The 13,502-nt window shown below is 72.2% G+C and carries 13 protein-coding genes and 2 pseudogenes; 5 read left to right on the forward strand and 10 right to left on the reverse strand.

The window, feature by feature from the left end; translation table 11 throughout:
- Window positions 1–48: 48 nt before the first annotated feature.
- Together ACVWNX_RS12000 and ACVWNX_RS12005 are read right to left on the reverse strand one after the other, a co-directional pair.
- Window positions 49–1,665 carry an alpha/beta hydrolase gene (locus tag ACVWNX_RS12000; protein ID WP_454413903.1) on the reverse strand — a complete coding sequence of 539 codons (1,617 nt, stop codon included), beginning with the start codon at window positions 1,663–1,665 and terminating at the stop codon, window positions 49–51.
- Window positions 1,666–2,118: 453 nt separating this feature from the next.
- Window positions 2,119–2,814 (reverse strand): tectonin domain-containing protein, encoded by a 696-nt coding sequence (locus ACVWNX_RS12005; protein WP_454413904.1) that lies wholly within the window; start codon window positions 2,812–2,814, stop codon window positions 2,119–2,121.
- A gap of 467 nt (window positions 2,815–3,281) precedes the next feature.
- Here ACVWNX_RS12005 and ACVWNX_RS12010 point away from each other — a divergent pair, with 467 nt between their 5' ends.
- On the forward strand, window positions 3,282–3,848 hold the full coding sequence (locus ACVWNX_RS12010; protein WP_454413905.1) for a VanZ family protein: 567 nt from the start codon (window positions 3,282–3,284) through the stop codon (window positions 3,846–3,848).
- 93 nt (window positions 3,849–3,941) lie between these two features.
- Entirely contained in the window at window positions 3,942–4,145 is a 204-nt protein-coding gene (locus tag ACVWNX_RS12015; RefSeq protein WP_454413906.1) for a PspC domain-containing protein, read from the forward strand.
- Window positions 4,146–4,309: 164 nt separating this feature from the next.
- On the opposite strand, the gene ACVWNX_RS12020 is transcribed toward ACVWNX_RS12015, so the two are convergent.
- Both ACVWNX_RS12020 and ACVWNX_RS12025 read right to left on the reverse strand, forming a co-directional pair.
- Entirely contained in the window at window positions 4,310–4,723 is a 414-nt protein-coding gene (locus ACVWNX_RS12020; RefSeq protein WP_454413907.1) for an ATP-binding protein, read from the reverse strand.
- Window positions 4,724–4,961: 238 nt separating this feature from the next.
- Window positions 4,962–6,125 carry an adenosine deaminase gene (locus tag ACVWNX_RS12025; RefSeq protein WP_454413908.1) on the reverse strand — a complete coding sequence of 388 codons (1,164 nt, stop codon included), beginning with the start codon at window positions 6,123–6,125 and terminating at the stop codon, window positions 4,962–4,964.
- Window positions 6,126–6,236: 111 nt separating this feature from the next.
- Here ACVWNX_RS12025 and ACVWNX_RS12030 point away from each other — a divergent pair.
- Window positions 6,237–6,653 (forward strand): annotated as a pseudogene (locus ACVWNX_RS12030) (alpha/beta hydrolase); the annotation flags it as partial.
- Between the two features lie 84 nt (window positions 6,654–6,737).
- Complete coding sequence (locus tag ACVWNX_RS12035) at window positions 6,738–7,358, forward strand: alpha/beta hydrolase (protein WP_454414727.1); 621 nt, start codon at window positions 6,738–6,740, stop codon at window positions 7,356–7,358.
- Window positions 7,359–7,384: 26 nt separating this feature from the next.
- On the opposite strand, the gene ACVWNX_RS12040 is transcribed toward ACVWNX_RS12035, so the two are convergent.
- Complete coding sequence (locus tag ACVWNX_RS12040) at window positions 7,385–7,729, reverse strand: hypothetical protein (protein ID WP_454413909.1); 345 nt, start codon at window positions 7,727–7,729, stop codon at window positions 7,385–7,387.
- Window positions 7,723–8,365 (reverse strand): annotated as a pseudogene (locus ACVWNX_RS12045) (SMI1/KNR4 family protein). The gene ACVWNX_RS12040 and the pseudogene ACVWNX_RS12045 overlap by 7 nt, the downstream one beginning before the upstream one ends.
- 192 nt (window positions 8,366–8,557) lie before the next feature.
- Here ACVWNX_RS12045 and ACVWNX_RS12050 point away from each other — a divergent pair.
- Window positions 8,558–11,080 (forward strand): tetratricopeptide repeat protein, encoded by a 2,523-nt coding sequence (locus ACVWNX_RS12050; protein WP_454413910.1) that lies wholly within the window; start codon window positions 8,558–8,560, stop codon window positions 11,078–11,080.
- Between the two features lie 80 nt (window positions 11,081–11,160).
- On the opposite strand, the gene ACVWNX_RS12055 is transcribed toward ACVWNX_RS12050, so the two are convergent.
- From ACVWNX_RS12055 to ACVWNX_RS12070, 4 genes are all read right to left on the reverse strand, one after another.
- On the reverse strand, window positions 11,161–11,373 hold the full coding sequence (locus ACVWNX_RS12055; protein WP_454413911.1) for a hypothetical protein: 213 nt from the start codon (window positions 11,371–11,373) through the stop codon (window positions 11,161–11,163).
- The gene (locus ACVWNX_RS12060) at window positions 11,370–11,723 is read right to left on the reverse strand and encodes a hypothetical protein (RefSeq protein WP_454413912.1); all 354 of its coding nucleotides are present in this window, start codon (window positions 11,721–11,723) and stop codon (window positions 11,370–11,372) included. Before ACVWNX_RS12060 ends, ACVWNX_RS12055 begins: the two co-directional genes overlap by 4 nt.
- A gap of 85 nt (window positions 11,724–11,808) precedes the next feature.
- Window positions 11,809–12,576: a radical SAM protein gene (locus tag ACVWNX_RS12065; protein ID WP_454413913.1), complete on the reverse strand. Its 768-nt coding sequence runs from the start codon at window positions 12,574–12,576 to the stop codon at window positions 11,809–11,811.
- A 131-nt stretch (window positions 12,577–12,707) separates the two neighbouring features.
- Window positions 12,708–13,145 (reverse strand): hypothetical protein, encoded by a 438-nt coding sequence (locus ACVWNX_RS12070; protein WP_454413914.1) that lies wholly within the window; start codon window positions 13,143–13,145, stop codon window positions 12,708–12,710.
- Window positions 13,146–13,502 lie beyond the last annotated feature (357 nt).

Here is a 13,502-nt window from a genome sequence, read left to right on the forward strand (position 1 = left end):
CTTGGTTTGGGCGCGCCGCTTTCGGCGCGCCGTCGGGCGCGTGCGGGGTCAGCGCAGCCGGGGAAGGGGCGCACCGGGGGCCCGCTCGGCCTCCGGTCCCTTGGCGGTCCGGGCGGCGGCGCAGGTCACGTCGGCGGTGGGAGAGCGGCCTTCGAGGAGGTACTCGGTGGTGACGCGGTCCACGCACGGGTTCTTGGCCATGCCGTAGACGCCGTGGCCTTCGCCCTCGTCGACGACCACCAGCCGGGAGTCGCGCAGGTCCTTCCGCAGTTCCCGGGCCCCGACGAGGGGGGTCGCGTAATCCCACTCGTTCTGGAGGATCAGCGCCGGGACGTCGTTGCGCACCCGGGTGGCGTCCTCCTCGGCCCGGTCCCAGAAGGCGCAGGGGGTGATGTTGGCGGAGTGGTCCCCGTACAGCGGCTGGCGGGACGTGTCGCGGATCGCGTCCTTGCGGTAGGTCTCCGGGTTCCGGGGCCAGTTCGCGTCACCGCAGTGGATCATCCAGAACTGCGACATCTCCTCGTCGCCCGTCTCGGCCTTGTTCTCCTCGAAGCCCTTGGTGGGCTTGCCCGCCGCGGCGTCCCTCAGCATCGCGACGTTCTCGGCCGCCTGCTTCTTGAAGAAGAAGTAGCCCCGCATCGTGAGGCGGATCTCGTCCCCCGTCATCGGGAAGCCGCCGGTGACGACCGGGGTCCGGTCCGCCTCCCGCACGATCCGCCAGAACGTGTCGGCGACCTTCCGCGGGGTGTCGCCCAGCCGGTACGTGGCCGAGTGCCGGGCGGTCCACTCCGTCCAGCGGTCGAACGCCCGCTCGCCCTCCGAGCCGTACAGCAGGTGGTCCTTCCGCCACGTCAGAGCGGGGTCGATCGCGCTGTCCAGGACCACGCGCCCGCTGCGCTGGGGGAAGAGCTGCGTGTATACGGCGCCGAGGTAGGTCCCGTACGAGTAGCCCAGGTAATGGACCTTCGGCTCCTTCAGGACCGCGCGGACCACGTCCATGTCCCGCGCGGTGTTGCGCGTGGTGAACTGGCCCAGGGCGTCGCCGTACTTGGCCCGGCACTTGTCCGCCACCCGCTTGGCCGTGGCGACGTCGTTGCCGAAGGTCGAGGGCTTGTACGGGGTGTGGGTCTGACGCTCGCCGGGCTTGAGCCCGCAGGAGACGGGTGAGCTGCGGCCCACGCCCCGGGGGTCGATGCCGATGAAGTCGTACCGCTGTCCGACCTCCTTCGGCAGGGTGAGATCCCGGTTGTACGGGAAGTCGATGGCCGCGCCCCCGGGGCCGCCGCTGTTGAAGAAGAGCGCCCCGATCCGCTGGTCGTCGGGGCCGGTCGCCTTGGACCGGGACACCTCGATGTCGATGGTCCGCCCGGTGGGGTCGCGGTAGTCGAGCGGCACCTTGAGCGTGGCGCACCGGGCCGTGTCCGGGATGTCCCGGTGGCCGCACGGCTTCCAGTCGGCGCGCTGCCCGGTGAAGCGGGCCAGGGAAGCGGCGGAGGCCCCGGGCGCGGTGGCGGCCGTCGCGGTGGCGGTGTTCGCCGAGGCGGTGGCGCTCGTCGAAGCGTTGGCGCTTACCGAAGCGGTGGCGGCCGTCGAAGCGGTGGCGCTCGCCGGGACGAGCGCCCCCAACGCGCCCACCGCGAGCAGCGGGACCACACCCCGTCTCATGCGTCGCGACTCCATGGTGTCAGGGTCCTTCCCCTCGGTGATCAGGTCCCTGTGAGTCTGTCCGCCGGTGGCGAGGCGGCGAATCCGTCTCCGGAGTGGACGGTGTCGCTCCACGGTCTGAGGTCGGCACGGGCGCCCGGTACGCCTCCGGGCTGACGCGGGCCCTAGGGGAGGGCCGGTGGCTCCGTTGATCTCCGCACCGGGGCCCCGGTCGGGTTCGACGCGGGCGAACACCGCGCGGACTTGATGTCTGACGCCTCGTCAGGCATCAAGAAGACCGGGCCACTTCGCGTGGTCCGGCCTTCTTGCGCGCCTCCGTTCGGGACTGCCGTCCCGGCCGCCCCGGAGGGTGCCCGACCCGGGTCCGGGGCTGCCGCCCCAACCGTCCGGGGCTGCCGTCCGGGCTTGCCGGAGGCCGCCGCCCGGGGCTTGTCCGAGGCCGTCCGGAACGGCCTATCCGGGCTGGTCCCCCGTGTAGCGGTAGATGTTCCCGGCGGCGTTGACGCCCCAGACCGTGCCGTCGACGCCCGCGCCGATGTCGGTGAGGGCGCCCGCGACGTTCACCCAGGGGGCCGCGTCGTTGTTGGTGTAACGGTAGATACCGCCGCCGGAGTTGACGCCCCACACGTTCGTCCGCGACCCGGCGGAGATCCGGCTCAGTCCGCCCGTCACCTTGATCCAGTGGGTGGGACCGAGGTCGCCCGCGTAGCGGTAGATGCTGCCCGAGGCGTTGACGCCCCAGACCGTGCCGTCGGCCGCCGCGCCGATGTCGGTGAGGGCGCCGGGGATGTTGACCCAGGGGTTGGCGTCGTCCCCGGTGTAGCGGTAGATGCCGCCGCTGGAGTTGACGCCCCAGACGTTGGTCCGGGATCCGGCGGAGATCCGGCTGAGGCTGCCCGGGATCTTGATCCAGTGGGTGGAGCCGAGGTCGCCCGCGTAACGGTAGATGCCGCCGGAGGCGTTGACGCCCCACACCGTGCCGTCCGCCGCCGCGCCGATGTCGCTCAGCGAGCCGGGGATGTTGACCCAGGGGTTGGCGTCGTCCCCGGTGTAACGGTAGATCCCGCCGTTCGCGTTCACCCCCCAGACGCTCGTCCGCGACCCCGCCGAGATCGCCGTCAGCCCACCCGAGACCTGTTTCCACGACATGCCGTGCCACCCTTCGTCGGTAACGGTCCGCGCGGGTCGCGCGGTCCGGCACCGGGGGACCCCTCGGAGCCCTGGGCCCCGGTCCGCACCGTCCGGTCCGCGCGTCGTACCCGCCTCGCGCTCCCCCGGGCCGTCGGCGACGGCCGTTCGCCGGACGGGTCCGGGGGGCGCTCCCGGGGTTCTCGGCCACCCCGCGCGGCACCAAACCGGCGGGTGACGGCGGTAGGACGGCACGATCATCCGGAAATCGACGTTTGACGCCGCCTCCCCCCGCCCCACCGGGGGCGGCCGGACACCGGTGGGCACCCGACTGGCCGAAAGCCCCGTCCCCCGCGCGATGGAAGCCCATGGCGTCACATTGACCCGACGGGCCGCCGACGTGCGGGGCGGCACGGGGTGACGGGGGCCACGGCGCCGACGCCGTACCCCGGGGAACCACGGGCCGGGCGGCCGTCGTCCTCTGTTGCGTGCAGCGCCAAGGCTTCCGCATCCGCGCGGCAGGAGGGGTCCTCCTGCTGGCCCACCTCCTTCTCGTGGGGTGGGTGACGCTGCGCCCCCTGGACGTCCCCTGGGTCAGCGCGCCGAACCTGCGTCCCTTCGCGGGAATCAGGGCGGACCTGGCGCTGGGCCCCGGACAGGCCGTCCGCCGGATCGGGGAGGCCCTGGTCCTGCTGGCCCCGCTGGGGGTGCTGCTCCCCGCCGTGGACGGCAGGCTGAACGTTTCGCTTTGGGCGTCCCTGCTCCGCACGGTGACCGCCGCGGGGCTGCTGTCGCTGGGCATCGAACTGTTCCAGACCGGGGTGCCGGGCCAGGTCGTGGACGTCGACTCGCTGCTGCTGAACACCACGGGGGTGGCCCTCACGCACCTCGCGGTGGTCCCCGTCGTACGGGCCCGGATGCGCCGCCGCGCGCTCCGCCCTCCCCGGCGGGCGCCCGTCCGCCGCCGGAAGGAGGGGATACCAGGGCCGACCCCGACGATTCCCAGGGTCGGTCTCGCCCCGCAGAGTGACGCTTTGCCCGCATCCCGTCCGTAGGGTGGAACCCATCGGACGCCACGGTGGAACGCCCTCCGACGGCACCGACCACCGGTTCGACCACCGGTTTCGACCACTCGTGAAGGAGCCCCCATGACCGCCCTGGCCCGCCCCAGCAACGGACGGATGATCGGCGGAGTGTGCGCGGCGCTGGCCAGGCGCTTCGGCACCTCCGCGACGACGATGCGCGTCCTGTTCGTGGCCTCGTGTCTGCTGCCCGGCCCGCAGTTCCTGCTCTACCTGGCCCTGTGGTTCTTCCTCCCCAACGAGCGGGCCGCCACGCGCACCTCCTGGTAGCCGCCCCGCCCGCCCCGGGCGCGGCACGGGAACGCACGAGGACGGGCCCGCCGACGGTGGTCGGCGGGCCCGTCCTCGCTGTGCGGGGTGTCGTCCGTCCGCGTCCGCCCGGGGCGCCCCGCGCGTGCGGGACGGCGCTCCGGGCGGACGGAGCGTCGGACGTGTCAGCCGAGCGGAATGCCGTTGATCGGCAGCCCGCCGAGGAGCTGGCCGATCAGGGGCAGGCCCTTGGTGGGCAGCGCGCCGGTCACGGCCTGGGTGACGGTCGGCTTGGCGGTGGTGGCGGCGGTACCGACGGCGGTCCGCGCGGCCTCCACGGAGTGGGTGTCGGGGACGGCCTTGGCGACGTCCGCGCCGGGCAGGATCTTCGCGGCGTCCGCGATCGGGAGGGTGCGGACCGCGTCCGCGACCGGCAGGGTCCGGGCGGTGTCGGCGAGCGGCAGGGCGCTGGTGACCCCGCTCAGCGCGGAGGTGGCGTCGGGCAGCGCGGGCGCGGCGTTCGCGGCACCGGCGCCCGCGGCGGCGAAGGCGGCGCCGAGCGCGGCGACACCGAGGGTCCTGGCGGCAGACTGCTTCATGGGGAGTTGCGTCCTTGCTGTTGAACGCGCGCTGTTGCGGGCGCGAGGGCGGGCTGTTCCGGGACGAGCGGTCCAGGCCCCGGTTCGTCCGTCACATCGGCCCGTCGCCACCGGGAAGGGTGGCGGGGACGGTGGTGTGACGACAGGGCCTAGGGAACGTAGCCACGGCGCGCGGTCGCCGCAAACACGCGCGGGCGGCCGGAGTGTTGGTTCACCCGACCGCCCGCGAGGGGGTGTTTCAGCTTCCAGCGGTGACGGAACCCCTGGTGGAAGCGGTCTGCTCGAAGAGCCACGCGGACTTCAGCTCGGCGTAACCGGGCTTGATCACGTCGTTGATCATGGCGAGTCGTTCGTCGAAAGGGATGAACGCGGACTTCATCGCGTTGACGGTGAACCACTGCATGTCGTCGAGCGTGTATCCGAAGGCCCCGACCAGGTGCTCGAACTCGCGGCTCATGCTGGTGCCGGACATCAGGCGGTTGTCGGTGTTCACCGTGGCCCGGAAGTGCAGTCGGCGCAGCAGTCCGATGGGGTGCTCCGCGTAGGAGTCGGCGGCACCGGTCTGGAGGTTGGAGGTGGGACACATCTCCAACGGGATCCGCTTGTCGCGGACGTAGGAGGCGAGACGGCCGAGGGTGACCGTGCCGTCCTCCGCGACCTCGATGTCGTCGATGATCCGCACCCCGTGGCCGAGCCGGTCGGCGCCGCACCACTGGAGCGCCTGCCAGATCGACGGGAGGCCGAACGCCTCACCGGCGTGGATGGTGAAGTGGTTGTTCTCGCGCTTCAGGTACTCGAAGGCGTCGAGGTGACGGGTGGGAGGGAAGCCCGCCTCCGCGCCCGCGATGTCGAAGCCCGCGACGCCCGTGTCGCGGTAGCGGTTGGCCAGTTCCGCGATCTCCAGGGCGCGGGCCGCGTGGCGCATCGCGGTGAGCAGGGCGCCCACCCGGATGCGGTGGCCGTTCGCCTTGGCCCGGCGCTCGCCCTCGCGGAAGCCCTCGTTGACGGCCTCGACGACCTCTTCGAGGGTGAGGCCCTTCTCCAGGTGCTGCTCGGGGGCGTAGCGCACCTCGGCGTAGACGACGCCGTCCTCGGCGAGGTCCTCGGCGCACTCGGCGGCGACCCGGAACAGGGCCTCCTTGGTCTGCATGACGGCGCAGGTGTGCGCGAACGTCTCCAGGTAGCGCTCCAGCGAACCCGAGTCGGCGGCCTCGCGGAACCAGACGCCGAGCTTGTCGGGGTCGGTCTCGGGGAGGGCGTCGTACCCGATCTCACGGGCGAGGTCGACCACGGTGCCGGGGCGCAGCCCGCCGTCGAGGTGGTCGTGGAGGAGGACCTTGGGAGCGCGGCGGATCTGGTCGGCGCTGGGCGTCTCGGGGTGCTGACTGGTCTGGCTCGTCATCTTCGCACTGTACCTCCTACGCGCGTAGACACCGAGGGAGGCCGATCCTCCGATACGTAAAGGTGATCCCAAGGGGGTCGGACGCGCCGTCGTTTCTGCGAATGTTCTGTCATGGGACTGGGAGCGGCGGAGGTGCGCGGGGCGCGGCTGGAGAGAGCGCTGGGGCCCGTGGGGACGGCGGTGAGCGGGGTGGTGCTGGTGCTGCCGGAGGGCCAGGAGGTCTCCGACCGGCGGCCTTCCCGGCTCGCGGTCGGTGCCGCCCGGGGCTTCGGACGGCATCTGGCCCGGCGCGGACGCGAGCACGGCCTGGCCGTCCACGTGGTGCGGTACGGCGCGCGCGGCTGGAACGGGGAGCGGGCCGCGCTCGCCTCGGACGCCGAGTGGGCCGTGGACGAGGCGGTGCGCCGGTACGGGGACGTGCCCGTGTGCCTCACGGGACTGGGAATGGGCGGCCGGGCGGCGCTGCGGGCGGCCGGTCACCCGGCCGCGGTGTGCGTACTGGCGCTGGCGCCGTGGCTTCCGGAGGAGGGGGCGGGGGGTTTCCGCGCGGGGGTCGGGGGCCTTGGCTTCGGGGGCGCTGGTGTGGAGGGGGCGGGGGTGGGAGGTACGGGTGTGGGGGGTACGGGTGTGGGGAGCCCTGGTGCGGGGTGGGTGGGGGCCGGGGGCTCCGGGGTGGGGGGTACGGGTGCGGGGTGGGTGGGTGCGGAAGGTCCTGGTGTGGGGCGTGCGGGGGCCGGGGGCTCCGGGGTGGGGGGTACTGATGCGGGGGGCGTGAGTGGACCGGGGGGTGCGGGAGATCTGGGGGGTGCGGGTGGACCGGGGAGTGCGGAAGGGCCCGGGGGTGTGGGCGGACTGGGGGGACCCGGGAGTGTGGGCGGCTTGGGAGGACCGGGGGGTGCGGGGGCGCCTGAGCCGGTGAAGCAGCTCGTCGGGCGGCGGGTGATGATCGTCCACGGGACACGGGACCAGCGGACCGATCCGGAGCTGTCGTTCCTGCTGGCCTCCCGGGCGAAGAAGGCCAACCGGGACGTGTGCCGCTTCGAGGTCCACGGGGACGGGCACGGGCTGCGGCAGTACCGGGACGAGGTCCGGGCGCTGTCCGTGAACTTCGTCCTCGGCTCGCTCTTCGGCACCCGGCTGGCCCGCCCGGTCGCCGACGCGTTGGCGGCTCCCCCGCCGCTGGGGTTGCGGATGCCGTTGGCCTCGGGGTTCGGGCGGGGGCGGGGGGCGTGAGCCTTGCGCGTACGCGAGGGGGACGGTCAGTCGACGGGTAGACCGACCTCGGACGGCCAACCGGGGCGCCAGCGTTCCAGGTACGCCGTGAAGTCACCGCGGAGGTACCGGGGGTCGGACGGCTTCAGCCGGATCTGCTGACGGTGGTCGGCCCACCAGAGTTCGAAGTCGGTGACCGTGCCCTCCGTCGGCCAGTCCCCCGCGTCCTCCGGCAGCAGCACGTTGTCGACGAAGCCGCCGACCGCCAAGCCGTCGATGTCCACGAAGACCCCGGCCGTGCCGGGCGGGAGCACGCTCACCACCGTGCCCTCGAAGACCTGCCCGAAGCGCAGGCCCTTCCGGACCAGGTCCCACTCGGCGTCCGTCAACACGGACGGATCATCGCACCTCCGCGCGTCCGCTCCTCGTGAGGTGAGGGCTTCGGGTCCGTTCGGTGACGGTTCCGATGGGCGCGAAGCCCCGGAGAGGTGAGCTCCAGGGCCCGGTCGTCGAGCCCGGCGCCCATGTGGTCGAGCCAGCGTTCGTACCAGTCGAGGAAGTCGGCGGCGGACGGGACGTGGGCCCCAGAACCCGTCGCCGTTGCCGGTGAGGACGCGCCCGGTGAGTGGGCCCGTCACCGCGATGAGGCACACATCGGCGCAGCCCATCTCGATGACGTGGAGGAAGAGATCACGGTCACGTGCCCTTGGCCGCGCGCCGGTGAAGCCTCGGAGCGCCCCTGGTTCTCCGTCCTCGCCGGGCGGATCTATGACCAGCAGGGAACACCTTTCCAGCGGCATGAGGCCGTAGAACGGTGCGGCGCCCGAGCCTCCGACGTGCGTGAGGAACCGCCGATGGGCGTCGGGCAGGACGATGCCGTGTTCGGCCTCGAACAGGGCGACGCGTGCCTCCGCCAGCTTCGGGCCGAGGCGGAACCGGTGCTGTTCCTCCCCGAAGGAGTGGCTGCGCAGAGGTCGGAACGGAATCGCTGCCAGTTTGCGGCGCAGGCTGGGTATGCGCGGGTCCATGGCTCGTCTTCTTTCGTCCGTGTCACCTTAGTCGGCGGTGTCTTGGTGGGTGTTGGACACGAGGTCGGTCCGGGTGCGGGCGAACAGCTTTCGTTCAGTGGCGAGTCGCCGCTATCCACTTCCGCCCGAGTGGGTGGCGACGGGGTGCGGGGCGCTGCATGCTGGGGTGCGCGAGTGTCTGGAGGGGGAGCCGTGCGGGGCAGCAGTGCGCGTCGGGGGTCGTACATCACGGGTAGCGGGGCGGGGGTGATGGTGGCCCTGGCGGTGGTGACGAACTACGTGACCGCCTCGGTACCGAAGTGGGCGGAGGAACCGCTGATCCTCTGGAGCGTCTTCGGGACGCTCGCGGTGGCGACGTTGGTGCTCCAGGTGTGGGGGCGGCGGCTGGACGCGAACTCGGGTGGCCCGGTGGGCCGGCCCGTGGCGGTGGGCCGGATCGTCGCGGGGGCCACCGATTCGCTGGCCGCGCCGGTACCTCGGCGGGCGGTGCGGGGACGTGACGCCGTGGTCGCAGACCTCGAACGGCTGCTCGACGGACCCCGTGCGGGGTGGTGGCGGCTGTCGCGGGGGGCCGGTCCGGCGGCAGAGCGGTTCGCGGTCGTCACCGGGGCCGGTGGCATGGGCAAGACCACCGTCGCGACCGCGCTCGCCCAGCGCATGGCGGACCGGGGCACACCGGTGTTCTGGATCAGCTGGCGCACCGTGGACGAGCTCGCCGAACGGATGGTCCAGGTCGCCGTCGCCTGCGGGCTTCCGGAGGAGGATCTCGAAGCCGCGCGGGCGGGGCGGGTCAGCCTCGCGGACACCGTCTGGGCGCATCTCACCCGGGCGGGGCGGTGGTTGATCGTCCTGGACAACCTCGACGATCCCGACGCCCTCACCCGTGGTTCGGGTCCGGTGCACGAGTACCGTGGCTGGCTCCGTCCCAGCCCGACCGGTCTGCTCCTGGTCACCAGCCGGGTCACCGATCCGGTTGTCTGGGGCGGCGGCGCCCACCTGATCCGGCTGGACCCGCTACCCGAACAGGACGGCGGGCTGGTCCTTCACGACCGTGTACCCAAGGCGGGGGACCTGACGGAGGCCCGGTCGCTGTCGGAACGGCTCGGCGGTCTCCCGCTCGCCCTGCAAGCCGCCGCCCGGTACCTCTCCGCTCCTGGCAGTCGCTACCGGACCTTCGCCGCCTACCAGGCCGCTCTCGACGAGGAACTCGGCGCGCTCCTGGGAACCGAGCATCCCCGTGCGAACGATCCCGAGGTCGCGCGCACCATCGTGGGGCGCACCTGGGAACGTTCCCTCGACCAGCTCGAAGCCGACGGCAACGCCCTCGCCCGCCCTGTCCTGCGGCTGCTCTCCCTGCTCGCCCCGGCTCCCGTGCCCTTCCTGTCCTGTGTCACTCCGGAACTCGTCACCGAGGCGACGGGGCTTCCCGCCACGCCCGTGGCAGTCGAGGCCGCGATCAACGGGCTGCACACCTACGGGCTGCTCGAAGTGGCTGTCGGTGCCGATGGGCAGCCGGTGCCGGGGCTCGTCGTCCTCCACCCCCTCGTCCGCGAGGTCACCGCCCTCACCGTTCCCCAGGACGAGAACGCCTCCGCCGTCTGGCACCACGCCCTCGCCAGCCGCATCAGCTGGACGATCGACGCCATCGTCGGCGGTGAGCTGAGCGATGACCCCACCGTCCGGTACCTCGCCCGTCACAGCGCCGCCGTCGCCGCGCTTTCCGGCAACAGCAACGACATCGGCCTTCTGCGCCAGTTGCTGGCACTGCAGGGGGTGCTCAGCGAGCGACGGGTCGACGCCGAAGCCCTGGTCCTCAGCCAGTACACGGCCTCGGCCTTTCCCCGGTTCCTCGGACCCGATCACCTCGATTCCCTCGCCAGCCGCAACAACCTCGCCGCCACGCTGTGGCACCTCGGCCGGTACCAGGAAGCCGCCGACCTCCTCCGGCAGAACCTCGACGACTACCTCCGCGTCCTCGGACCCGACCACCCCAGCACCCTCACCAGCCGTAGCAACCTCGCCGCCGCCCTCAACAACCTCGGCCGGTACCAGGAAGCCGCCGACCCCCATCAGCAGGCCCTCGACGACTGCCTCCGCGTCCTCGGACCCGACCACCCCAGCACCCTCAGCAGCCGCAACAACCTCGCCGCCGCCCTCAACAACCTCGGCCGGTACCAGGAAGCCGCCGACCTCCTCCGGCAGGGCCTCGACGACTGCCTCCGCGTCCTCGGACCCGACCACCCCAGCACCCTCATCAGCCGTAGCAACCTCGCCGCCGCCCTCAGCCATCTCGGTCGAGACCAGGAAGCCGTCGACCTCCACCGGCAGACCCTCGACGACCGCACCCGCGTCCTCGGACCCGACCACCCCAGCACCCTCATCAGCCGTAGCAACCTCGCCGCCGCTCTCAACGGACTCGGGCGGTACCAGGAAGCCGTCGACCTCCACCGGCAGACCCTCGACGACCGCACCCTCACCCTTGGACCCGACCACCCCGACACCCTCACCAGCCGCAACAACCTCGCCTTCGCCCTCAACGGACTCGGCCGACACCAGGAAGCCGTCGACCTCCACCGGCAGACCCTCGACGACCGCACCCTCACCCTTGGACCCGACCACCCCGACACCCTCACCAGCCGCAACAACCTCGCCACCTCACAGGCCGCGCTCGGTCAGGGTGGCCGGTGGTACAGGCGGTTCGGGAGCGGGAGGTGAACCGTGCGAGTGGTGGGGTGGTGTCCGGTGGGGGGGGTGGGGCGGTCGTCGTTGCAGTGGGAGAAGGGGTGGGGCGGAGGTTAGTTGGTGGGGTGGGGGGCTTGGTGGGGGGTTGTGGGGGTGGTGATGTGGTGGGGGCAGGTGTGGTGGGTGGTGGATTCGGTGGTGGTGTTGGTGGGGTCGTGGTGAGTGGTGTGGCCGAGGATGACGGGGGCTGTGGTCCAGCGGCCACAGACGTAGCAGTGGGCGCCCGTTTCGGTGGGTGGGTCGTTGAGGAGGGCGTCGCGGATCATGCGGCCCTTCCCGGAGTCGGGGTCGCTGGGTGGGGGCAGAGGCGGGTGCTTCGCGGGAGGTAGTCGTAGCCGCGTTCCGCGAAGGCCGTGGCGTAGAAGCGTTCGCGGTGTTCCAGAGGGAGGGCTTGGGCTTCTTCGGATCGGAAGATCGCCAGGGCTTCGGCCGAGCTGGGGCCCGTCCAGGGGCGGCGCCATGGGTCCGGGTCCGGTTCGGGGGTGGGGGCGGAGGCAGAGGTGGATGGGGCGGGGGTGGTGAGGTGTTTGGCTGTGTGGCGGCCGGGGTGGGGGCGGCGGGTCAGGGGGAGGTGGGCCAGCAGCCGTACGAGGGTGCGGGCGATACGATCGTGCATACGTCGGTCAGCTCCTGTGAAGCTGGTTGGCGGAGCCTCAGGTGGACCGTTCGCGCGGTCCACCTGAGGCGTTTGTGTTTCCGGGTCAGGGAAGTGCTCGGTGGGGGGTGCCGAGGAGGGTGGCGAGCGGGGTCTGCTGGACGTTGCCCGGCGGGAAGTCGCGGGTGAGCGGGCAGCCGATGAGGTTGCCGTTGGGGTGGATCGTGGCGCGGCCCCGGGCGTGGTGGGCGTAGGTCTCGTCCAGTTCCGGGCCGGGGAGTCGGGTGCGTCCTCCGGTCTGGTAGCGGTCGACCGTGACGCGGGTGACGCCCATCGACTTCAGGTCGGACCTGGCCCAGCGGATGCGTTGGCCCGGGAAGGTGTCCGTGACGCGGGCCCGGAGCCGGACGCCCCGCTGGACCGCTTCGCGGATGTTGCGGCGGGTCCGGCTGTGGCTGTCGAGGTGTCCGGTGAGGTGGTCGTGCTGTGTGGAGCTGTCGCTGTGGTAGCCCGTCGTCACGCCGATTCCGGGGCGGGTGAGCAGGTCCCACCACTTGTCGTGGACGTGGACCAGGTCGGTGTACAGCTCCACCGTCAGGCCCTGGGAGAGGGCCCGTCCGGCGAAGTCGGTCCAGTGGGGGTGGAGGGTCGGTTCGCCGCCGATGAGCCGGAGGTGGGGGATGTGGAGGGTGGCGGCGTCGGTGATGGCACGGTGCCAGTCGTCGGGGGTCATTGTGCCGGGGACGGCCCAGGGTTCCGGTTCGGAGAGGCAGTGCGCGCAGTGGCGGGTGCAGCTTCCCGCGATCTCCAGTTCCAGCACGGTGATTCCGGGGAACGGCCTTCGTGGCGGGGGTGGTTCATTGTCCGGCGGCATGGTGGTTCCTTGTCACTGTGTCAAGGTTGGGGGGTGCGGTGGTGATGATGAGTGGTGCTCCCCCTGCCGGGCGGCAGGTCAGCGGGGCAGGGGGAGGTCAGCGGCTCGGACGCGACGCGCGGCGCTCCGGCTCAGTGCTCGGTCCCGGTCCCGGTCCCGGTTGCGGTGTCGGTGCCGGTGTCGGTCCGGACGGTGAGGACGTACCGTTCGCCGTGCTCCGCCGCGATGATCCGGACGGTTCCCCCGGCCCGTAGGCGGTGTATCGCGGGGGCGTGGTCTTCGTGGAGGGCCCAGGCGCGGAGGCGGGTGGGGGCGTCGCCGGGGGACTCGTGGTCCGGGAACTCGATGGCGTTGAGGGCCGTGGGGTGGATGGGGCCGGTGTCCGGGTCCGGGTCGAGTCCGTCGGCGATGCGGACCGCCTGTTTGCGCAGCCAGCGCAGGGCCCTTCCGGGGTACGGGCTCGTGAACGTTCCGAGACTCATCCGGGTGTCCCAGTCCCCGTACACCGACGACCACTCCGCCACCACCTGCGCCCGGTAACGGTACGGCTGTTCATCGGGTGCGCTCACGTCGTGGCCCCCGGGACGGTACGCGGGTCGACGTCGACGCCTTCCGGAGGGTCCCACTGCACCGTCTCGAACAACGCCCGGTCGTAGCGACGGTGTCCCGTCTCGCGGAAATGGACCTCCATCCACCGCGTCGCCCCCTCGGCCGTACGGAACTCCGGGCCGGGCGGCGGGATCGCGTCGCACGGGGGCGAACCGGAAACGCACTGCGCATACGCACTCACCCCCCAGGACTCCAACCGACTCAGGCTCCACTCGATACGACGAAACCTCCCGCCCATCCCTACACACCTCCCCGACTGCTACGAAGGTTCAACTCGTTGAGCGCGGGTCGGATTTGGTCCAAGATCGTCGCCGGGC

It is taken from the genome of Streptomyces sp. JNUCC 64, assembly GCF_054484115.1.